Origin of the sequence: Streptomyces sp. CB09001 (assembly GCF_003369795.1) — a bacterium.
GTDB lineage: Bacteria > Actinomycetota > Actinomycetes > Streptomycetales > Streptomycetaceae > Streptomyces.
On record NZ_CP026730.1, the window covers coordinates 2,943,072 to 2,963,481 of the forward strand.

The 20,410-nt window shown below is 72.8% G+C and carries 18 protein-coding genes and 1 pseudogene; 3 read left to right on the forward strand and 16 right to left on the reverse strand.

The genetic code is table 11. The annotated features are described in order from the left end of the window. Together C4J65_RS13375 and hasP are read left to right on the forward strand one after the other, a co-directional pair. The gene (locus C4J65_RS13375) at window positions 1-819 is read left to right on the forward strand and encodes an alpha/beta fold hydrolase (protein ID WP_115742619.1); all 819 of its coding nucleotides are present in this window, start codon (window positions 1-3) and stop codon (window positions 817-819) included. A gap of 11 nt (window positions 820-830) precedes the next feature. Next, a complete protein-coding gene (gene hasP, locus C4J65_RS13380) occupies window positions 831-1,733 on the forward strand; it encodes a 3-hydroxyasparagine phosphotransferase (RefSeq protein WP_115742620.1) in 903 nt (300 codons plus the stop codon). Between the two features lie 79 nt (window positions 1,734-1,812). Here the strand turns inward: hasP and C4J65_RS13385 are convergent, their stop codons facing one another. The 14 genes and pseudogenes from C4J65_RS13385 to C4J65_RS13455 form a co-directional block, all read right to left on the reverse strand. Further along, on the reverse strand, window positions 1,813-3,660 hold the full coding sequence (locus tag C4J65_RS13385; RefSeq protein WP_115742621.1) for an ABC transporter ATP-binding protein: 1,848 nt from the start codon (window positions 3,658-3,660) through the stop codon (window positions 1,813-1,815). A 39-nt stretch (window positions 3,661-3,699) separates the two neighbouring features. Then, window positions 3,700-4,701 carry an L-asparagine oxygenase gene (gene asnO, locus C4J65_RS13390; RefSeq protein ID WP_115742622.1) on the reverse strand — a complete coding sequence of 334 codons (1,002 nt, stop codon included), beginning with the start codon at window positions 4,699-4,701 and terminating at the stop codon, window positions 3,700-3,702. A 57-nt stretch (window positions 4,702-4,758) separates the two neighbouring features. After that, window positions 4,759-5,201 (reverse strand): annotated as a pseudogene (locus C4J65_RS13395) (alkaline phosphatase family protein); the annotation flags it as partial. 57 nt (window positions 5,202-5,258) lie between these two features. After that, entirely contained in the window at window positions 5,259-6,251 is a 993-nt protein-coding gene (locus tag C4J65_RS13400; protein WP_115742623.1) for a beta-ketoacyl-ACP synthase III, read from the reverse strand. Next, window positions 6,248-8,047 (reverse strand): acyl-CoA dehydrogenase family protein, encoded by a 1,800-nt coding sequence (locus tag C4J65_RS13405; protein WP_115742624.1) that lies wholly within the window; start codon window positions 8,045-8,047, stop codon window positions 6,248-6,250. The genes C4J65_RS13400 and C4J65_RS13405 overlap by 4 nt, the downstream gene beginning before the upstream one ends. Before the next feature lie 48 nt (window positions 8,048-8,095). Next, entirely contained in the window at window positions 8,096-9,316 is a 1,221-nt protein-coding gene (locus C4J65_RS13410; RefSeq protein ID WP_115742625.1) for a beta-ketoacyl-[acyl-carrier-protein] synthase family protein, read from the reverse strand. Next, window positions 9,313-9,558, reverse strand: coding sequence for an acyl carrier protein (locus tag C4J65_RS13415; RefSeq protein ID WP_115742626.1), 246 nt, complete (start codon window positions 9,556-9,558; stop codon window positions 9,313-9,315). Before C4J65_RS13415 ends, C4J65_RS13410 begins: the two co-directional genes overlap by 4 nt. A gap of 175 nt (window positions 9,559-9,733) precedes the next feature. Beyond that, window positions 9,734-10,177, reverse strand: coding sequence for a MarR family transcriptional regulator (locus C4J65_RS13420; protein WP_240330416.1), 444 nt, complete (start codon window positions 10,175-10,177; stop codon window positions 9,734-9,736). A gap of 64 nt (window positions 10,178-10,241) precedes the next feature. Next, on the reverse strand, window positions 10,242-10,724 hold the full coding sequence (locus tag C4J65_RS13425) for a hypothetical protein (RefSeq protein ID WP_162833164.1): 483 nt from the start codon (window positions 10,722-10,724) through the stop codon (window positions 10,242-10,244). Further along, window positions 10,721-11,755: an aldo/keto reductase gene (locus C4J65_RS13430; RefSeq protein ID WP_115742629.1), complete on the reverse strand. Its 1,035-nt coding sequence runs from the start codon at window positions 11,753-11,755 to the stop codon at window positions 10,721-10,723. Before C4J65_RS13430 ends, C4J65_RS13425 begins: the two co-directional genes overlap by 4 nt. A gap of 356 nt (window positions 11,756-12,111) precedes the next feature. Continuing rightward, complete coding sequence (locus C4J65_RS13440) at window positions 12,112-13,152, reverse strand: ketoacyl-ACP synthase III (protein ID WP_115742631.1); 1,041 nt, start codon at window positions 13,150-13,152, stop codon at window positions 12,112-12,114. 84 nt (window positions 13,153-13,236) lie between these two features. Beyond that, window positions 13,237-13,959 (reverse strand): HAD-IB family hydrolase, encoded by a 723-nt coding sequence (locus C4J65_RS13445; RefSeq protein ID WP_115742632.1) that lies wholly within the window; start codon window positions 13,957-13,959, stop codon window positions 13,237-13,239. Beyond that, on the reverse strand, window positions 13,956-15,014 hold the full coding sequence (locus C4J65_RS13450; RefSeq protein WP_115742633.1) for a ScbA/BarX family gamma-butyrolactone biosynthesis protein: 1,059 nt from the start codon (window positions 15,012-15,014) through the stop codon (window positions 13,956-13,958). The genes C4J65_RS13445 and C4J65_RS13450 overlap by 4 nt, the downstream gene beginning before the upstream one ends. Before the next feature lie 81 nt (window positions 15,015-15,095). Further along, entirely contained in the window at window positions 15,096-16,163 is a 1,068-nt protein-coding gene (locus C4J65_RS13455) for an aldo/keto reductase (protein WP_115742634.1), read from the reverse strand. Between the two features lie 367 nt (window positions 16,164-16,530). On the opposite strand from C4J65_RS13455, the gene C4J65_RS13460 reads away from it, so the two are divergent. Next, the gene (locus tag C4J65_RS13460) at window positions 16,531-18,141 is read left to right on the forward strand and encodes an FAD-dependent monooxygenase (RefSeq protein WP_115742635.1); all 1,611 of its coding nucleotides are present in this window, start codon (window positions 16,531-16,533) and stop codon (window positions 18,139-18,141) included. 61 nt (window positions 18,142-18,202) lie between these two features. On the opposite strand, the gene C4J65_RS13465 is transcribed toward C4J65_RS13460, so the two are convergent. Then, window positions 18,203-19,030, reverse strand: a complete 828-nt coding sequence (locus tag C4J65_RS13465; RefSeq protein WP_115742636.1) for an alcohol dehydrogenase — start codon at window positions 19,028-19,030, stop codon at window positions 18,203-18,205. Between the two features lie 122 nt (window positions 19,031-19,152). Beyond that, complete coding sequence (locus tag C4J65_RS13470; RefSeq protein ID WP_162833165.1) at window positions 19,153-20,367, reverse strand: amino acid adenylation domain-containing protein; 1,215 nt, start codon at window positions 20,365-20,367, stop codon at window positions 19,153-19,155. Between the last annotated feature and the right edge of the window lie 43 nt (window positions 20,368-20,410).

Sequence of the window (20,410 nt, forward strand, 5' to 3'; positions counted from 1 at the left end):
ATGCCCGTCCTCACCGTCAACGGCATCAGGATCAACTACTACGACGACGCGCCCCCGGCGGGTGCGCAGACCGCGCCCGCCGTGCTGCTCGTCATGGGCTCGGGCGGCAGCGGCCGGGCCTGGCACCTGCACCAGGTGCCCGCGCTGGTCGCCGCCGGTTTCCGGGTGATCAGCTTCGACAACCGGGGCATCGCGCCGAGCGAGGAGTGCCCCGGGGGCTTCGGCATCGACGACCTGGTCGCCGACACGGCGGCCCTCGTCGAGGAACTGCGGCTGGGGCCCTGCCGGGTGGCCGGCATCTCGATGGGCGCGCACATCGCCCAGGAGCTGGCCCTGTCCCGGCCCGACCTCGTGGACCGGCTGGTCCTGATGGCGACCCGGGCCCGCCCGGACGCGCTGCGCGAGGCGCTGTGCCGCGCGGAGATGGAGCTGTACGACCAGGGGATCCGGCTGCCCGCCGCCTACGAGGCGGTCGTGCAGGCCATGCAGAACCTGTCGCCGCGCACCCTCGACAACGACGTGCAGGCCCGCGACTGGCTGGACGTGCTGGAACTGACCCGGCGCTCCGGTGCGGGCTACCGGGCCCAGCTCGGGGTGCGGGTGGTCGGCGACCGGCGGGAGGCCTACCGCGGCATCCGGGCCGCCACCCGGGTCGTCGCCTTCCAGGACGACCTGATCGCCCCGCCCCACCTGGGCCGGGAGGTGGCCGACGCGATCCCCGGCGCCGAGTACGAGCTGGTGCCCGACTGCGGGCACTACGGCTACCTGGAGTCGCCGGACGCGGTGAACAAGAGCCTCGTCGAATTCCTGCGCCGGTGAAGGAGAACCCGTTGAAGACCGAGCCCGATGTCCAGACCGGAGCGCCGACGCCCGCCGACGGCCCGCTGATCGCGCTGGCCCGTGAGGTGTGCCCCGGCTTCGCCCCCGGGGAGGTCGTCTACCGCAGCCGCACCTCGCTGGTGGTGGGCGGCAGGCTGGACGGCGTCGAGGCGCTGGCCAAGGTGCGCACACCCGACTGGCGGCGCCAGTGCCTGCGCGAGATCGACACCTACGACCTGTTCGACGCGGTGCCCCCGCCGGTGCCGGTGCCGCGCCGGTTCGCCTCCGACCGGGAGCGGGCCGTGCTGGTCATGGAGCGGCTCACGGGGGAGGTGCTGGCGCCGGACCGGTTCCCCCTCACCCCGGTCTCCCGGGAGGACCTGGCCGGGGTGCTGGAGGCCGTGGAGCGGCTGCGGCACTGGCGGCCCGCGGCGGCCGGCGCGTGGGCGGTGGACTACCGGGGGATGCTGGAGGGGGTGCACGCCCAGGGCGTCTTCGACGACGCGCACTGGGCGGACCTGCTCAGGCTCCTCGAACTGTCCGGTCCGCCGCGCGAGTTCGGTCACGGAGACCTGGTGCTGGCCAACGTGGTCCGCAGCCGGGGCCGGCAGGTCCTGATCGACTGGGCGAGCAGCGCCCTGTTCCTGCCCGGCCTCGACCTGGCCCAGCTCTGGATGCTCCTGGGCGACGTCCCCGGGGCGCGGGCCCGCGTCGAGGTGGAGGTGGCCGAACGCGCCGACGAGCGGGACGGGATGATGCCGTTCCTGGTGAACCTGACGCTGCTGCTGTACCGCGAGCGCCGCGCCCACCTGCGGTTCACCGACGAGGCCTCGCGGACCCGGGCGGTGGGGCTCGACGCCGCCTGGGAACTGACCCGGCACCGCGTCCGGCAGTGCCTGGCGACGGCCGGCTGACCGGCCCGGAGCACACGAAGGGGCCTCCCGGTGAAGTGCGCCGGGAGGCCCCTTCGTGTGGGGGGGGGTGAAAGGCGGTCTACTGGATGAGCAGTTGGTGGCTGGCCAGCTCCCGGTAGAGGGGGCTGGTGCCGGTCAGCTCCTCGTGCCGGCCCGCGGCGACGACCCGGCCGTGCTCCAGGACGACGATCTGGTCGCTGTCCACGACGGTGGACAGCCGGTGGGCGACCACGAGCAGCGTCCGGTCGGCGGTGACGGTGCCGATGGCCTCCCGCATCAGGGCCTCGTTGCGGGCGTCGAGGTTGCTGGTCGCCTCGTCGAGCAGCATGATCGGCGGCGCGGCCAGGAAGGTGCGGGCCAGCGCCAGGCGCTGCCGTTCGCCGCCGGACAGCAGGACGCCGCCCTCGCCGACCTCGGTGTCCAGGCCCTGCGGTGCCCGCTCGATCACGCCCATGAGGTTGACCGAGCGCAGCACCTCCCGCATGTCGTCGTCGGTGGCGTCGGGCGCGGCGAGGGAGAGGTTGTCGCGGACGGTGCCGGCGAGGACCGGCGCCGACTGCTCGACGTAGCCGAGGCGTCCGCGCAGTTCGCGGCGCGGCAGGTCGCGTACGTCGGTGCCGCCGACCCGGACGGTGCCGGAGGTGACGTCGTAGAACCGTTCCACCAGCGACAGCAGGGTGGACTTGCCCGCTCCGGAGGGGCCGACGAGCGCGGTGCGGGTGCCGCGGGGGACGGTGAGGGACACGTCCCGCAGGACCGTCTCGCCGTCGGCGTAGCCGAAGCTGACGTCCTCGAACTCGATCGCGGGCGGCCGTCGTTCGGCGCCGGCGGGCTCGGTCCCGGGCCGGGTGCGCTCGCGCACCGTGAGCGGTCCCGCGCCGGCGTCGGTCTCCTGCGGCAGGTCCACCATCTCCTCGATGCGCTGGAGGGCGCCGAGCCCGGACTGGAGCCGGGAGTAGGCGGTCAGCGCGCGGCCGAGGGGGAACCACAGCATGAAGAGGAAGAGCACGAAGGCGACCATGTCGCCGACCTGGATGGCACCGCTGGCCACCCGGGCGCCGCCGAGGCCGAGGACGACGAGGAACGCCACCTGGATGGTGGTCGAGGTGATCGGGTTGATCATCGCCTGGAGCCGGGCGATGCGCATCCCGGCGTGGTAGGCCTGCTGCGCGTACCCGTCGACGGCCTTGCCCTCGCGTTCCTCGGCGCCGCTGGCGCGGATGGTGCGCACGGCGGAGATGGCGCGCTCGACGGCGGACGTCATCTCGCCGATCCGGTCCTGGGCGTCGCGGGAGGCGCCCCGCACCCGCCGGGAGAGCCCGACGACGGCGAGGACGCCCAGTCCGAGGCCGAGGGCGGTGGCCGCGAACAGGGTGGGGTCGATCAGGCACATCATGAGCGCGGAGCCGCCGACCATGACGACGTTGGTCACGGTGTCGAAGAGGCCGGAGGTGACCACCGCGCGCAGCATGGTGGTGTCGGCGCCGACCCGGGAGAGCATGTCGCCGGTGCGGCGCTGGTCGTACTCGGTGATGGGCAGCCGCAGCAGCCGGGCCACCAGCCGGCGGCGGGCGGTCAGCACGAGCCCTTCGGCGGCCCGCTGGAGCAGGTAGTCGCGGACCCCGCCGAGTACGGCCACCACCACGAGGACGCCGATGAGCAGGGCCACCAGCCGCCCCACCGGCTTGTCCGCCTCGATGTCGGCCAGGACGTCCCGGGTCAGCACCGGCTGGCTGAGGGTCAGCAGGGTGACCACCAGGGAGAGCACCGCGACGATCCCCAGCGTCGGCCAGTAGCCCTGGAGATACGGGAACAGGGAGCGCAGCCCGACCTTGCGGACCGGCGGGGCGGGCGGTCCGGACTCCGGCGCGCCCTTCGCGCCGGTATCCCGGGCGGGCGGTCGCTCCCTGGTCTGCGTGCTCGTCATCGCACTCCTACTCCTGTCGCACTGCGGGGGCTTGGCCGGTCAGGCGGGCTGCGGGGCCGCTCCGAGCACGTAGCCGTCGGCCGGCCGCAGCGCGCGCGAGCGGCGCAGGTCGCTGAGCACGAAGGTGCGCTGCAGCCAGCGGTCGGTGCCGTCGTAGCGGGGGGTGAACTCGGTGCGGCCGTGCACGGTGACGCGGTTGTCCACGATCGCCAGCTCCCCGGGCAGGAGGCGGTGGGTGACGGCGGTGGCGTCGAAGCGGGCCTGGAGTTCGCGCAGGGCCTCGGCGGCCCGTTCGGTCACCGGCTCGGTGGCCGCCAGGTCCACCCGGAGGTCGGGGTCCGAGGGGTCGCCGAGGAGTACCGGTCCGGGTGCCTCCTCGGGGCCGCTCAGCTGGAAGGAGGGCGGCGGCGCGGTGCGGAACTCCGGTGCCCACAGGGCGTCCACGGTGGAGTCGGACAGCAGCGGCAGCACCCGCCGCACGCAGGCGGTGCGCAGGCCCGCCCGGCCGGTGGGGTCGGCGCGCAGGCACAGCAGCATCACGAAGTCGGGGCGGTGCTCGTGGAAGGCGTTCTCGTTGTGGAACGTCAGCAGGGTGGACCCGGCGTTGCCCTGGAACTCCTCCATGCCCGGCACGGGCACGACGTCCTGCACGAGGGCGCCGTTCTTCTCCGGCAGGAACGCGCCGGGGTCGCCGAGCCCGCAGGCGGTCATCAGCAGCACGGCGGCGCCCAGCGAGGCCTCGCGCTGCACGGAGCCGTTGACCCGTGGGGTCGGCGGCAGCCCCATGGAGTCGACGGGCAGGCCGCGCAGCACGATCGCGCCGTCCGGTCCCGAGTCCCGGCGGAATCCGGCGAGGTCCCGGCGCAGGGTCGCCGGCCAGGCGTGCCAGGCGTGCCTGGCCGCCTCGACCCATTCGGCGTCGTCGGGCCGCCCGGTCGCCTGCGTGGCGAGTTTCCAGGCGATCTCCTCGACGAGTTCCGCGTCCGACTGATCCAGCGTCACGTCGTAGCGCGACGCCGGTCCCGCGGCATTCGCAGCCATGGTCAGAGCCTCCGTCCACCGTCGTTTTGTGTGTACTCGGGACGCTATGGGCCGTCGTTATCGGCCGCGTATCGAGCGGGCATGGGGAGAGAAGCCGGCCGGCGAGAGCAGCAGGTCCTTGACCTCCGTCGCGGCGACGGACTCCCCCAGCGGCGCGTCCGGGTCGGAGACCAGGAGCACCGGTGCGTCCTCGGGGCGGCCGGACAGGCGTCCGTGGCTGCCGCGGAACCGGGAGCCGTCCAGGGGTCGACGTTCATGGTGGAGCGCAGACCGAGCTTCTCGCGGGCCAGTGCCGCCGCCGCGCGGAGCCGGGCCGCCGCCGGGGTGTGGTGGTCGAAGCCCAGCTCGGCCGGGTCGTAGCCGGGCTTGCGGTGGATCTCGACGGTGCGGGCGAAGTCCGGGGCGCGGGCGCCGTCCAGCCAGTAGCAGTAGGTGAACCAGGCCTCGGGCCGGGCGACGGCGACGAGTTCACCGGCCCGCTGGTGGGCGAGGCCGTGTTCAGCTTCGGCACCACGTAGGCCCTTCCTCTCGCGCGCCAGGTTCGTCGCTCGGTGCGGTCAGCTCCGCTGGTCCTGGACGGGTTCCGCGCCCGACCAGACGACGGCGGCGGAGCCCCAGGTCAGGCCGCCGCCGAAGGCGGTCAGGAGCAGCCGGTCCCCGGAGCCGATACGTCCCTGTGCGGCCGCCTCGGCCAGGGCGAGGGGGATGGACGCGGCGGCGGTGTTGGCCACGTCCGCGATGTTCGACACCACCCGCTCCCGGGGCAGCCGCAGCCGCTTCGCCACCGAGGTGAGGATGCGGAGGTTCGCCTGGTGCCCGACGAAGGCGTCCACGTCCGCCAGGTCCCAGCCCGCGTGGGCGGCGGTGGAGCGCGCGGACTCCGTCATGGTGGTGACGGCACGGGCGTAGACGTCGCTGCCGCGCATGGTGAGGTACGCGCCGTCCGGCGGGATGGTGATCAGCTCGTCGCCGGTGCCGTCGCTGCCGAGTTCGGTGTGCAGCACGGCGCCCGGGTCGCCGGTGCTGCCGCGCTCCAGGAGCACGGCGCCCGCGCCGTCGCCGAACACGACTGCGGTGCCGCGGTCACCGGGGTCCACGATCGAGGAGTAGACGTCCGCGCCGATGACCAGGGCCCGGTCGCAGGTACCCGCGGTGATCATCGCGTCGGCGACGGACAGCCCGTACACGAAGCCGGAGCACACGGCGGACAGGTCGAACGCGGCGGCGTCCCGCAGCCCGAGCCGGGACGCCACCCGGGGCGCGGTCGCGGGGCAGCGCCGGTCCGGTGTGGTGGTGGCGAGGAGGACGAGGTCGCAGTCGTCCCGTCCGGCGGACTTCAGCGCGGCGGCCCCGGCGGTGACGGCGAGGTCCCCCGTGGTGGTCCCCGGGGACACCCGGCGCCGGCGCTCGATGCCGGTACGGCTGTGAATCCAGGTGTGGTCGGTGTCCAGGTGCCGCGACACCTCGTCGTTGTCGACCACGGTCTCCGGCAGACAGGTGCCCACGCCGGTGACGACGGCCCCGGTCCGACCGCCGCCCGCGGCGCTCACGCGCGTACTCCGGCCTGCACGGTGCCGGGGGGCTGCACGGTACCCGGGGCCGGGACGCTACCCGGGGCCGGGACGCTACCGAGGGCCGGGACGGTGCCCGGGGCCGGTCCGGTGTCGGCATGGGCCGCGGCGGCGTGGCGTTCCGCGAAGTCCGGGTGGGCGATCGGGGCGCTGATCAGGCCCTCGGGCACGGCCAGTTCGCGCAGCAGCGCGGCGGCGTCGAGGGGGGCGCCCGCCGCCTCGTGCCGGGCCGCCTCGAACCCCAGGAGGGCGTGCTGGTCGAGGATCCCGGCCCGCAGCGCGGCCAGCGCGTGTTCCAGCACGCAGACCGCCGCGTACTGCGCGAGCAGCCGCTCGGACAGCGGGGTCGCGGCGTTCCGGGCCCAGTGGCCGATCGCCAGCGTCTGGTGGACGGCGCGGCTCCACTGCGCGCTGGCCTCACCGGCGCCGTCCCGCTCCACCCGGTCGAGCAGGACGTCGCAGACGGCCCGCAGCACCCGGACGGCGTCCAGCCGTTCGGCCCCGGCGACCGCCTCGTCCAGCACCCGGTCGAAGTCCTCGCGGTGGCGCAGGGCGAACCGGGTCGCCTGGTAGCCGAGGACGGTGTTGTCACCGCCGAAGGTGACCGCGATCTCGTAGTCGTGCAGCAGCGGCGCGATCTGGTTGGCGTCGTGGTAGCCGAGCCCGCCGCACAGCTCCCGGGTCTCGGCCAGCGTGTGCCGGGCGTCGCCGGTGCAGCCGGACTTGCCGCAGGAGATCAGGGCGTGCAGCACCTGGTCGCGGCCCGGGGCTCCCTCGGCGCTGCGGGCCACCGCCACCTCGGACAGCGCCGTCATGGCGTGCCGGGCGGCCAGCGAGCGCCCCACGGCCGCCGACAGCCGCATCCGGTAGTGCTCGTGACCGATCAGCGGCCTGCCGAAGGTCTGTTTGACGGCCGCGAACCGCGTGGTGATCGCGCAGGCGAGCAGTTGCGCGTACGCCGCTCCCACCGACGGGAAGAGCCGCTCGTGGGTGAAGGTGGCGAGGCACTCCTCGAACCGCCGGTGGCGCGGCAGCGGGGACCGGTAGGTGCCCTCCTCGTCGATCGACGCCCAGCGGTTCATCAGCGCGGACAGCGGCAGCCGGTGGTCCGTGAAGGTCAGTACGCCGGTCTGGTTGGCCGTGACTCCGCCCTTCGGCTCGGCCCGGCCGATGCGCACGCCGGGCAGTACGGTCCCGGCCTCGCGCAGCGGTACCCGCAGCCAGTGGTGTCCCTCGTCGCGCCCGCCGACCTCCAGCCGGCTCAGCACCATGGCGACGTCGCCGCTGTGCAGGCTGTTGCCGGTCCACACCTTGCTGTCGGCGGGTCGGGGCGTGTTCAGGACCAGGGTCCGGTCCTGCGGGTCGTACGTCGCGGTGGTCCGCACCTGCTTCAGGTCCGAGCCGGTCAGCAGTTCGGAACCGGCGAAGCAGTACAGCCGCTCCATCGTCTCGATCTCTCCGGCCCAGGAGTCCAGTTGCTCCGTGCCGCCGTGGCTGAGCAGCGCGTCACCGGCGATCTGGTGCGAGACCAGGACGTTGAGCAGGGAGAGGTCGTACGCGCCGATCCAGCCCATGGTGCGCAGGAACTCCGGGAAGCGGGCGCTGTCGCCGCGGCCCAGCCAGCGGGAGTTCGCCGCGAAACCGGCGCCGTTGAGGAGCCGCGCCCGGCGCAGCGTCAGCAGGCTGTAGTCGAGGATGCTCAGGTCGTCCGGTCGGATGGTGGCGAACTCGGGCCCGGAGAGGACACGGGCCAGCTCTTCTTCGCGTTGCGTCATGGGCTCTCCAGGAAGGGAAGCTCGGATCCGTGGACGCCGTGGCGTCGTTCAGCCGGCGGCCAGCACCAGGGCGCAGTTGCTGCCCCCGAATCCGAAGGAGGTGCTCACGGCCACGTTCCCGTCGTGCCGGCGCACCCCGCCGAGGACCAGGTCGAGTTCCGGCAGTGCGGGGTCGGCCCGCTCGGTGTGCGCGATCGGCGGCAGGACGCCGCTGCGCAGGCTGCGCAGGGTCAGTACGGCCTCGATGGCACCGGCCGCGCCGAGGGTGTGGCCCAGCAGGCCCTTGTTGGCGGTCACGGACGGACCGTGCGGGAAGAGGCGGGCGAGGAGCCGGGCCTCCGTCTGGTCGTTCTGCGGGGTCGAGGTGCCGTGCGCGTTGACGGTGGTCACGTCCCGTGTCGACAGGCGCGCGGCGGTCAGCGCCTGTTCCACGGCGGCCGCGGCGCCGGCGCCGTCCGGGCGGGGGGCCGTCGGGTGGTGGGCGTCGGAGGTGTCGGCATGGCCGAGCAGCCGCCCCAGCACCTCCGCGCCCCGGGCACGCGCCTTGGCCGGCGTCTCCATCACGACGGCCGCGGCGCCTTCCGAGATCACGAAACCGTCGCGCTCGGCGCAGAACGGCCGGGACGCGTCGACGGTCTTCTGCTCGGAGAGCGCGCCCATGCGGGCGAACCCGGAGACGACGAGGGGGGTGACACCCGCGTCCGTGCCGCAGGCGACGACCGTGTCGCAGACACCGGCGTTCAGCAGCGTCTTGCCGAGCCCGAACGCCGAGGCTCCCGAGGCACAGGCGGCGGCCACGGTGTGTCCGGGCCCGGTGATCCCGTAGCGGGCACCGATGGTTCCGGCCGCCATGTTGATCAGTGCCCGGGGGTGCAGGTACGGCGAGACCATGTCCGGGCCCTGGCGCTCCATCCGCCGGTACTGCTCGCCGTGCGTGGTCACGCCCCCCAGGCCGCTGCCCACCACGATGCCGACCCGGCCGCCGTCCCAGCTGTCCGGGTCGAGCCGCGACTGCGCGAGCGCCTCCGCGACCGCGACCAGCGCGAACCGTATGAACGGGTCCGTACGGGCGGTCCCGCGCCCGGTCAGCTGCCCCGGCCGCAGTGCGGGCACCCGCAGGCTGTGCCAGGCCCCGGTGCCGGCCAGCGGCTCGGGGTCACCGCTCTCCAGGGACCGGGCGGCGCACATCGCCTCCCAGGTCGAGTCGGTGTCGGTACCGGCCGGCGTCACCAGTCCGACACCGGTGATGGCGACGGGCCCCTCGGTCACGCCGCTTCCAGACCCGAGCCGGCCAGCAGGACCACTTCCCCGACGGTGAGATCCGCGATCCGCGTCTCCTCACCGCTGAGGTCCACGCCGGTCTCCTCCTTGATCCGCACGATCAGCTCGGCGACGGCCAGCGAGTCCAGCTCCAGGTTCCGCAGCGAGGCACCCTCCGTGATCTCCGCGGGGTCCACTTCCAGATCCTCGGCCAGAATCCCGTGCACAACCGACTTGGGGTCCGTACTCATCGCGTTCACCTCTGGGGCTCAGGATTGATTCGACACCTCGAAACGAGATCGGGCTCCACTGTGCTGGCGACGGATATGGGGGACCTATCGCGCCGTTATCGGGGAGCGGAGACGGCTGAAAAGAGGGACGGGCGGCCACTGTTCGGCCGCCCGCGGGAGTTCTGTCGTGGTGCCGCTACTTCGCCGCCCGGCGTGCGGCCGTCCAGTCCGTCAGCGCTTGCGAACAGCGCTCGAGCTGAGCGAGGAGACCCGCGGCCCCGTCCTCGCCCAACCGGCTCGCCAGGAGCTCCTCGAGGTCCCGGACGACGTCGTCGGCGCGCCGCACCAACGCGTGGCCCGACCGGGTCAGTCGTGCTTCGAGGATGTGCTGGTGGATCGGATGGGGCTGACGCTCGACAAGGCCACGCCCCTCCAGGTTCGACAGTACGGACGACATGGTCTGGGGGGTCACCATGCTGCGTCGCGCCAGTGCCGCACCGGACAGTCCGGGCTCCTGCTGCAGGGCGCGCAGCACGGTGTACTGAGGGACATTGACCTTGAGCGGCCTCAGGGCGGCGTGCTTGGTGGACGTGAGCTCCTGTTCCACCCGCTTGATGTGATCCCCGATTCGTCTTTCCATAGCTGATGACACCATGTCCTGGAGAGTACCTGCGCACCTCTTATTAGTGTATGTCTGCTGCGACTCATTCCAGATCGAAGAGTCGTACCGGCGGACGCCGCCAGGCATAGAAGAGCCGTACGGCCTCGGGCCGGTCCCGCGAGGGGCTCAGCGCGACGGACAGGAGCGACTCGCGCACGGCGGACCTGCGGGACGCCTCGTCGAGCACCAGGTCCCACTGCCGCACGGCGTGCGCCGCGGACCGGGGTACGGGCTCCGGGAGTTCGTGACCGAGGCGGCGCAGGAGCTGCTCCGCGGCCGCCATCCGGGCGAGCCCCGCCGGGGTGCACAGGCGTTCCATGACGGCGCGCCCCACCCGCGCCTCCAGTTCGGCGGCCGGGACCGCGGGCTGGCAGTCCGACCGGCAGTAGTACCTGGCCGGCTCGCCGGGCGCGGTGTGCGCGTACCGGCACGGTTCGCCGCACAGGCCGCAGACGGCACACTGGTCCAGGAGCGGCTCCCGCGCTTCCGGCCGCTTCCCGGCCTGCTCTTCGGGCACCGCTGTCATGTCCGGGAGCGCCGTCGCAGCGAGGCGTCGGCGAGGGCCGGCGGCGTGTAGTCGGCGTCGGACGGGTTCAGGTCCGTGCCCGGCGGGACGAGCTCGTCGATGCGGTCCAGGACCGCGTCCTCCAGCTCGACCGTGCCGGCCGCGAGCAGGTCCGTGAGCTGTTCCCGGGTGCGCGGGCCGATGACGGCGCTGCTCACCGCGGGGTGGTTGAGCACGAATGCCAGCGCCAGTCGGGTGAGCGGGACACCGGCCTCCGCCGACAGCTTGAGCAGTTCCTCGACCACCTGGCACTTGCGCACGTTCCCGGGCAGGTCCAGGTCGAACTTGTGCGGGATGAGGTTGCTCCGGAAGTCGTTGAGTGCCAGCGGGGCATCGCCGCGGAACCTCCCCGTGAGCCACCCGCTGGCCAGCGGGGACCAGGTGAGCACACCCATCCCGTAGCGCTGGGCGGTGGGCAGTACGGCACGCTCCACGCCCCGCATGAAGATCGAGTACGGCGGCTGTTCGGTGTGGAAGGGCGTGTGGCCGCGGCGGTCGGCCACCCAGCGGGACTCGACGATCTGGTCCGCCGGGAAGTCCGAGCTTCCGATGGCCATGACCTTGCCCTCGCGCACCAGGTCGGACAGGACCGAGAGGGTCTCGTCGAGATCGGTGTCCGGGTCGGGGCGGTGGACCTGGTACAGGTCGATGCGGTCCGTGCCCAGGCGACGCAGGCTCCCCTCCACGGCACGCCGGATCCACAGCCGGGAGTTCCCGGACCTGTTGAGTCCTTCGCCCATGGGGAAGTGGACCTTGGTGGCCAGCACCACCTCGTCCCGCCGTCCGCGCAGCGCCTTTCCCAGGATGCGCTCGGACTCGCCGTCCGAGTACATGTCGGCGGTGTCGACGAGGTTCACGCCGGCGTCCAGGGCGTCGTGGACGAGGCGTTCCGCCTCCGCGTGGTCACGCTGCCCCCACGCCCCCAGCATCATCGTGCCCAAGGCGATGCGACTCACCTTGATTCCGGTACGTCCCAGGGCGGTCGTGCGCACAACTCCTCCGTTCGTCGGCAGCGGCGACGGACACACCAGCACGGTGCGGCGCCGTACATCTATAAGAAACCTTACCCCTCTCCGTCACCTGTTGGCCAGACGGGCGGCCGGGCCGGGAGGTCCCGGTGGCCGGGGCAGGCGCGCGGCGGACGGCCGCGCGCCTGCCCCGGCTCACGGTGCTTCGGACTCCGTCGCACCGCCGACGTCGCCACCCAGGAGCCTGTGCCTCAGGGAGTGCTCCGCGGCCTGTCGCAGCCCCTCGCGTCTGCGGCGTTCGATGTGCCGGAGCACGAGTCCGCGAAGTTCCGGGTGGGCAAGCACGGAGTCGAGGGCCGTCGTGCGCGGCGGACGCACGGTCAGCCGACCGTGGCCGCGACGGGCCGGGTGTCACCGGCACGGGCGCACGCGGTCGGTGCCCACTGGGCCAGGATCGCCCCCACGGTCATCCCACCGCCGAAGCCGGCCATCAGGACGGTCTCGCCGTCGGCGAACTCCCCCTTGCGATGGGCGACGTCCAGCGTGATGGGCACCGAGGCCGACCCGGTGTTGCCGTACTTCTCCAGAGCGAGGTGCATCGTGGCCCTGGGGAGCTCCAACCGGGGCCACACCTCCCCCAGCATCACGCCGTTGGCCTGGTGCGGGACGAAGTGCCGCACCTGGTCGCGGTCGACCCCGGCCCGGTCCAGCAGCTCGTGCAGAGCGCCGGGGAGGTTGTCCTGCACGAAGGAACGCACCCCGCGGCCGTCCATCCGGAAGAAGTGGGCGCCTTCCCGCAGGGTGCGGTCGTTCGCCGGCCGGCGACTGCCGCCCGCGGGAACGCTGATCAGGCGGTACTGATCCCCACGGGTGAGCAGGCTGGTCTCCTGGATGCCACGCGCCCGGGGCACGCTGCCCAGTAGGACGGCCCCCGCGCCGTCCCCGAAGAGAATGGCGGTCTTCCGGTCGGAGTAGTCGAGGATGCGCGAGTAGATGTCGGCGCCGACGACCAGGGCGTAGCGCCCCTCCCCCGCGCCGCGCAGCAGGCGTTCGGCGACGGCGGTCGCGTACACGAACCCGCTGCACACCGCGTTGATGTCGAACGCGGCCGCGTTCACCGCGCCGAGGAGATGCTGCACGATGCTCGCCGTGGCGGGCTGCGGATGGTCGGGCGTGGACGTCGCGAGGACGATGTAGGCCACGTCCTCCGGCGCGACGTCGGCCTGCTCCAGTGCCGCCCGGGCCGCTCTGGCCGCGAGGTCCGAGGTGGCGTCGCGGTCGTCGGCCCGTCGCCGCTCACGGATTCCGGTCTTGCGTACGATCCACTCGTCGGTAACCCCCGCTCCCCGTGCGACTTCCTCGTTGCTGACCACCGTGTCCGGTACGTACGAACCGGTGGCCACGATTCCCACTTGAGGCACGACCCCTCCTCTCGATCAGGGCGAGGAGCCGGATGCCCCCCGCCAGCCGTGCCGGGCCGCGTTCGCCGCGCGACCCCGCGTCGCTCATCGCCTCGCCGCACCCGTGATCAGTCGTCCCCATCCGGCGCGCCGGGCATGGGCCAGGAGCTCGGGGTGGTCGCCGACGGCGATGGGCCGGCCGACCTCCCGCAGCATCGCGAGGTCGCTGATGTGATCGCCGTAGGCCGAACTGCGGGCGAGGTCGAATCCGCCCAGCACACCGGCGAGCCGTACCGCGCGCCCCTTCGTGGGGCCGATCATCGGCGCGAGCACCTCGCCGGTGAGCTCACCACGGCGGATCACCGGGCGGGTGGACAGCACCCGCCGGGCGCCGACGTCCGCGGCGATCGGGTCGAGACACGCGAAGAACGACCCCGAGACCAGTACGAGTTCGTGACCGGACGCGCGGTGGCCGGCGAGGGCCTCCTCGACCTCGGGCACGTACAGGCCGTCGGGCGACTCGTGCCACTCCTCGGTGAACCACGCCCGTCCGGCCGCGGCCAGACCACGGGCGCTCTCCCCGCCGAGGAGCCGGTAGTAGTCCCGGTTGATCCCAGTGCGGGGGACCCCGCGCCGCGCGGACTCCCGCAACCCGGCCACGAGGCGCTGATACGTGGCCGGGGGCTCGCCACGCCGTTCCAGGTAGAACTCCAGGAAGCGGAACATGCTCTTGACGCGGATCAGCGTCTCGTCCACGTCGCAGAACACGCCGGCGCGTGACGTCGTCGGGGGTGCCGGCCGCACTCCCTCGAAGGCGGTGGCGGTCATATCGGCATCCGGGCCAGTACGAGGTCGAAGGAGCACAGCGTCTCGCCCTTCTGCGTCGCCTCGACGTGCACGGGAAGCCGAGCGTCCACGCCCCCGCGCGAGTCCAGGACCCCGCCCAGCGTGTAGTCGGTGATCTCCTCGGCTCCGCCGCCCGTGAGCGGCGGTACGGTCGCGCTCAGGACGGTGTCGTCCTCCAGTTCGCCGAAACGCGTGAAGCGCACGTCCAGCTCGGTGATCAGCGTCTTGGAGGGGGCCAGTCCCCGGATGTCGAGTGCGGCGAACAGCGCGAGCTGCCGGGCGCCCTCCGCGATGACCATGCCCGGCAGGTGGTCCTGCGGGTGGTCGAAGAGGCTGGCGTGGTGGGCCGGTATGCGCAGGAGGGCCTGGGCGCTGTCACCGATCACGACACCGTCCAGCAGCACCACGTTGTCCGGGTTGGCCCGGCCGACGAGGTGGGGGGTGAGCGGTGCCCCGGGCGTGGCCGCGGGATGGCTGGCGGACGACGGCAGGGCCATGCCGTCGCGGTTGTTGAGGCGCAGCGTGAGGTAGCCGTTCGGGTTCTTGAAGCGGAGCCCGATGGCGGCGGTGCCGATCCGCGCACTGTCGACGTACAGGTCGATCTCGTAGTCGAGCCCCGTGACCCGGTTCTCCCGCTCCTTGCGGCTCGCGATGCGGATGCGCATGGAGAGGCGGAACGGTGACGTCCCGACGTAGGTCAGACTGGGGTGGTCCAGTCGCAGCCGCAGGTGCGTGAGGATGAACTTGTGGTCGGCGGGGACTGCGAAGAAGCGGTGGGCACCTGCGAGCGCGGCCTGTCGGCACGCCTCCAGGATCAGCAGCGGATCGTGGCAGCTGGGCCGCAGCAGGTGGTCTCCGTAGTAGGCGTGCGAGCGGGGCAGTTGGGCCCCGGCGGCGTAACCGGCCGCGTCGATGGCCTGCAGATCCGTCAGGAACACCTCGCCCAGGGCGTCCCGATGGACGAGCAGTCGGTCGACGGTCCGGGTGTAGTCCAGCGACGGCAGCGCCGGTGATGCGACTTGGGGTGCTGTGGTCATGGGTGGCCTGGCTTCCTGTTCGCGGTCGTGAGTTCCTTGCTCTGAGAATGCGGAGGTGGGCGTTTCGCCGGTCGGGGGAACTCAGGCCGGATACACGTCGCCGGGCAGCTTGCGGTCGGAGCCCTCGCGGCCGATGTGCCAGTAGGGGTAGGGCGCGGTGGTCTCGCTGACCTTGTCGAGCCGGGCGAGCTCCTCCTGGGTCAACGACCACTCCATGGCCTGGAGGTTGTCCGCCAGCTGGTGCGGCTTGGTGGCGCCGACCACGGCGGAGGTGATGCCCGGCTTGGCGAGCACCCAGTTGAGCGCGACCTGCGCGACCGACGCGTCGTGGTCGGCGGCGATCCGCTCCATCTCGTCGACGATGTCGTACGCCTGCGCCTCGTCGGTCAGCGGCGTGGTCTCGGACGGTGTGCGCTGGGCGAGGCGGCTGCCCTCGGGACGGCCCTCGCCACGCCGGTACTTCCCCGTGAGGAAACCGCCGGCCAGCGGCGACCAGGCGGTGATGCCGACGCTCTGGTCGACGGCCAGCGGAACGATCTCCCGCTCCAGGTCGCGGGCGCCGATGTTGTAGTAGCCCTGGTAGCAGACGAAGCGGTTGAGGTTGCGGCGCTCGGAGACCGAGAGGGCCTTCATCAGCTGCCAGCCGGCGAAGTTGGAGACCCCGATGTAGCGGATCTTGCCGGAGCGGATCAGGTCGTCCAGGGCGCGCAGCGTCTCGTCGAGCGAGGTGCGCGGGTCGAATCCGTGTATGTGGTAGAGGTCGATGTAGTCGGTGTTCAGCCGTCGCAGGCTGCTCTCGACCGCCGCGTACAGGTGGTGCCGGGTGGCTCCGAGGTCGTTGGGGTCGTCGGTGATGCGCCACCGGCCCTTGGTGCCGATGACGACGCGGTCGCGCACCTTGTTGAGGGTGCGGCCGAAGAACTCCTCGCCCTTGCCGTTCTTGTAGACGTCGGCGGTGTCGAAGAAGTTGATGCCGGCGTCGAGCGCCTGGTCCATCATCCGCGCCACGTTGGCGTCCTCGACCGTGCCGAACTCCGACCAGTTGCGGTCGGAGGCGCCCAGGAAGGTCGCCCCGCCGCCGAAGGTCATGGCGCCGAAGCACAGTTCGGAGACGGACAGACCGGTGTCTCCCAGGTAGCGGTATCGCATCTTCGCCTGCTTTCCCTTGGTGTGTGCGTGCGTTGGCCGGCTGTGTGTGGGGGGGGGCCGTGAGGGCGCGGACGGCGCTGTCCGCGCCCTCACAGGAGAGGGCCCGCGGGGGGAGTACGAGGGGGCGCGGGCCCGCGGGAGGGGGATCCCGTGGGACGGAGGGAGTGCCCGGGACGGGGGAGGAACCGGGCACTCCCCGCTCTCGGCGGATCCATCGGCATCCGGTGGTCCAGGAGACCGGGGCGTACTCCTGGACGGATCCCCTTTCTTACGGCCTGGGCTCGCCGAACCCCTGCGACCGGATGTATGATTCCTTAGGACCGTAAGACATCTGATGGCATTCGTCAATGAGAGGCGGGACCACCCCATGCCGAGTTCTTCCGCATCGCGACCGCAGGCCGAGGATCCCGAAGCGCACGAGGTCCTGATCGTGGGCGCCGGACCGAGCGGCATGGTGGCCGCTTGCGAGCTGCTGCGCCGAGGCGTGCGCGTGCGCGTCGTCGACCGCGCCCCGGCTCCCTCGCCCTTCCCGAAGGCCCTGCTCGTGTGGCCGCGCAGCATCGATCTCTTCGAGGACCTCGGCGTGCTCGCGCACCTGCGGGGCGCCGGAACCCAGATCAACGCCTTCAGCTACTTCTCCGAACGCCGGCTGCTGGCCAGCTTCGACTTCCCGCAGCACCTCAGCCCCGTGTGCCTGCCGCAGAACGAGACCGAGCGGATCCTGCGTGAGCGGATGGAGGCCCTCGGCGGCAAGGTGGAGCGGGGCGTGCGGCTGCTCACCCTCGAGGGGCTGGACTTCTCCGGCCGCATAGCGGGAACCGGGGATGTCACCGCGGTGCTCGAGCACGAGGACGGACGCGTCGAGCGCACCGGCGCCCGCTTCGTGATCGGGGCCGACGGTGCGGGAAGCGCTGTTCGGGGCCTGCTCGGAGGCGGCTTCGCCGGCAACACGTACGAGAGTGCCTTCGCCCTGGTCGACACGCACATCAAGGGCTTCCTGCCGCCGGACCAGGCCCTGTACTACCAGTCGCCCGCCGGGGCACTGGTGGTGGTGGCCCTGCCCGACGGGGTGTTCCGGTTCTTCTGCAGCCTGCCCGCCGGTGAGCGCGTCACGGTGGACCGCATGCAGCGGATCGTGGACGAACGCGGCCCGGCCGGAGTGACCCTGACGGATCCCGTCTGGGTCTCGGACTTCCGCATCCACGCCCGCCACGCCGACCAGTTCCAGCTCGGCCGGGTGTTCATCGTCGGTGACGCGGCGCACGTGCACAGCCCGGCCGGCGGCCAGGGGCTCAACACCGGTATCCAGGACGCCCACAACCTCGCCTGGAAGATGGCGGCAGTCCTGCACGGAAAGGCTCCCTCCGACCTGTTGCGCACCTACGGGCCCGAACGCGCCGCGGTGGCCCGGCGGGTGGTGCGGGACACCGACATCCAGACGCGGAGCTGGCTGGTCAAGCGCCCCACCGCGGTCGTGGCCCGGGATGCCGCGTTCCGGGTCGCCGAGCGCACCGGCCTGTTCCGGCTCTACGCGCCGGTGATGGCGGGACGCCGGCTCGCCTACCCGGCGGTGCGTCGGACCCAGCTGCCGACCGGGCGGACCTCCTGCCACCTCCGCTCGCGGCTCCCCGGCGGGCTGACCGTCGGTGCGGTCTTCCCGCGCTCACTGGCGGTTCCGGCCGGCTTCGCGGGAACCGCCGGCGAACCCGCCGGGTGGACCCTGGTGGTGACCTGCCGGGGCGACGCGGTGGCCTGGCGGGAGCAGGCGCGCGCGCTCGCCGCCGCCTGGCCGCAGGTCCGGTCCGTCGACCTGTCCGCCAGGTCCGCGCGGGCGGAGACGGGATGCCGGCACCAGGGCTACTACCTCGTGCGCCCCGACGGGCACGTCGCGGCGCACGGTCACGCCGGCGATCTGGACCGCCTGCACGTCGAACTGACCCGGTGGCTGGGCCCGGCGGACCGGGGCGCCGCCCGCTGAACCCGCCGGGAACAGCGTGAAGGGGGGTGCGGCCGACAGCCGCACCCCCCTTCACCCGGGCTCAGGCGGTGGCCTTGGCCCCGCTCCGCGTCGCGCCGAACGACAGCTCGCCCGTGGTCATCAGGTCGAGGAGCTGCGCCAGGCCGCGGTCCTCCGGCGTCGCCGTGCGGAAGACGAAGTGCCGGAGCCCGGCCTGCTCCGGACCGCCGAAGAACCGGAAGAAGCCGATGTCCTCGGGGTGAGCGGCGAAGCTCTCGTAGAGGTAGACACTGCCGCCCTCCGCCATGAGACCCCTGGCGGCCGCCGCGAAGACGCCGTCGGCCGCCTCGTAGACGATGTCGAACGGACCCGCCACGGCGGCGATGTCCGTCACGGCCCGGGCCGCTCCCGACCCCACCGCGAGCTCGGCCTGCCCGTGGTCGGCCACCACGGCGGTGACCTCGGCGTTCAACGCGGACAGCAGCTCGACCAGCAGCCGTCCGACCCCCACGTCGGCTCCGGTGACCAGTACGCGCCGGCCACGGACGACCCCGGCACCGCGCACCAGACGCAACGCCGTGAGCACCGCGACGCGCAGGGCCGCCGCCTGCTCGAAGCTCACGTGGTCGGGCAGCACCGTGGCGTACTCCGTGGGCAGCGCCATGCACGGAGCCCAGCGCGTTCCGGTCGCCACACCGACGACACGGTCACCCGGCTGCGGGCTGAAGCCCTCCGGCGCGGCCCGCATGACCACTCCCGCCACGTCCCAGCCCGCGACCCATCCCTCCGGCAGCGGCTCGGCCTTGATCATCTCGTCGAGTTCGGGAGCCACCGCGCGCACCGCGACGAGTATCTCGTCCTCGGCCTGCGCCGTGATCGCGTCCTTCATGATGCTGAGCTGCTCGGACATGGCTTCGTTTCCTCTCGTGCCTACGGTTCGTGCGTGCGGTTCGTGCGGGCGGTTCGTGCGGGCGGTTCGTGCGTGCGGTTCGTGCGTGCGGCGGTGTGCTTCGTCGATGACGCGCCCCGCCGTCAGAACTCCCCCTGGGCCAGGGGGGACGCGCCGAGCGGGTGGTCCACCGGGATCACCTCGAACGCCTCCGGCTGCTCGGCGACGCAGTCGGCGAGCACGAGATGGTGTTCGAGGACCTGGTACCTGACCCAGGCCCGGCTGTGGTGGTCGTCGACGGCGTCCGGGGCCAGGCGGACCCGCAGGTGGACGCACTGCTCCGGGGTGACGGTGACCTGGGCCTGCTCGACCTCGTCACATGCCGTCGCCAGCGCGACCAGTTCGCGGGAGTCGATGGTGCGTCCGCAGAAGCGGAAGGAGGGGGGCGTGGGGCCGAGCACCCGGAGCGCCGGGCCCCGCCGGCCGCACGAGCAGTGCGTGAACTCCGCGCGTTCCCGGGTCTCGTACCGGATCAGCGCAGGCGTGCGCACCGGGCTGAGCGTGGTGACCAGGACGCGGCCGTCGACCACCTCGACCAGTTGGTGCGGCAAGGGGTGGTAGACGTCCGCCAGGCACTGCGGACCGTGGTGGCCGATCACCCACGACGTCGGCGTGCCGTACAGGCGCCAGGTGTCGGTGTAGGGGAAGCGGTCGGCGAGGACGGCGTCCGGCGTGGTGTCGTGGGTCGTCCCGCCCAGGAGGAGGGTTCGCAGCCAGGGAATCGGCCGTCCCGCGGCGACGCCGCCGACCAGGCGTGCCATGGTCTGCGGCGGCGCCGCCAGTGCGGTCACCCCTTGCCTGGCGAGCAGGGCCAGCCAGCCCTCGGCGTCGCTCGGCGGCAGATCGCCGACGGGGAGCACCGTGGCTCCGGCCGTGGCGGCGAACCGGTTGAAGAAGTAGTGGTCGGGGCGGAGCCGGCCGGACGGGTGGAGGTTGGCCACGACGTCCCGCGGACCGAGCGGGCTCCAAGCGGAATGGATCTCGGAGGCGAACATGCCCTCCGGCAGCAGGCTCAGGCCGGGTGCCTCCAGAGTCCCGCCGTGGGCCCAGAGCAGGCCCGGATCACCTTCGCGGCAGGCGATCGCCTCCTGCGTCGCGGCCGCCAGCTCCTCCTGCGTCAGCACGGGGAGGTCCCGCAGCGCGAAGGTCCCGCGAGCGGTGTTCCGCTCGTACTTCGCCGCCAGCGAAGGCAACCGGACGGCGCTTCGCACCAGATCCTCCAGCGAGGACGCCGGTGCGCGTGCTCCCTGCGGCCGCTTGGCGCCGGTGCGCGCCTGGAACACGGGCGTGCCGCTCATTGGAGGCATCGGGCGGGCTGTTCGCGAACCCATCGGGCTCCCC

Coding starts and splice junctions, on each gene's coding strand:
- C4J65_RS13415 (WP_115742626.1), bottom strand. CDS start 9,558: ATGAGTACGGACCCCAAGTCGGTTGTGCACGGGATTCTGGCCGAGGAT.
- C4J65_RS13470 (WP_162833165.1), bottom strand. CDS start 20,367: ATGAGCGGCACGCCCGTGTTCCAGGCGCGCACCGGCGCCAAGCGGCCG.
- C4J65_RS13375 (WP_115742619.1), top strand. CDS start 1: ATGCCCGTCCTCACCGTCAACGGCATCAGGATCAACTACTACGACGAC.
- C4J65_RS13405 (WP_115742624.1), bottom strand. CDS start 8,047: ATGACGCAACGCGAAGAAGAGCTGGCCCGTGTCCTCTCCGGGCCCGAG.
- C4J65_RS13450 (WP_115742633.1), bottom strand. CDS start 15,014: ATGACCACAGCACCCCAAGTCGCATCACCGGCGCTGCCGTCGCTGGAC.
- C4J65_RS13455 (WP_115742634.1), bottom strand. CDS start 16,163: ATGCGATACCGCTACCTGGGAGACACCGGTCTGTCCGTCTCCGAACTG.
- C4J65_RS13385 (WP_115742621.1), bottom strand. CDS start 3,660: ATGACGAGCACGCAGACCAGGGAGCGACCGCCCGCCCGGGATACCGGC.
- C4J65_RS13445 (WP_115742632.1), bottom strand. CDS start 13,959: ATGACCGCCACCGCCTTCGAGGGAGTGCGGCCGGCACCCCCGACGACG.
- C4J65_RS13460 (WP_115742635.1), top strand. CDS start 16,531: ATGCCGAGTTCTTCCGCATCGCGACCGCAGGCCGAGGATCCCGAAGCG.
- C4J65_RS13425 (WP_162833164.1), bottom strand. CDS start 10,724: ATGACAGCGGTGCCCGAAGAGCAGGCCGGGAAGCGGCCGGAAGCGCGG.
- C4J65_RS13420 (WP_240330416.1), bottom strand. CDS start 10,177: ATGGAAAGACGAATCGGGGATCACATCAAGCGGGTGGAACAGGAGCTC.
- asnO (WP_115742622.1), bottom strand. CDS start 4,701: ATGGCTGCGAATGCCGCGGGACCGGCGTCGCGCTACGACGTGACGCTG.
- C4J65_RS13465 (WP_115742636.1), bottom strand. CDS start 19,030: ATGTCCGAGCAGCTCAGCATCATGAAGGACGCGATCACGGCGCAGGCC.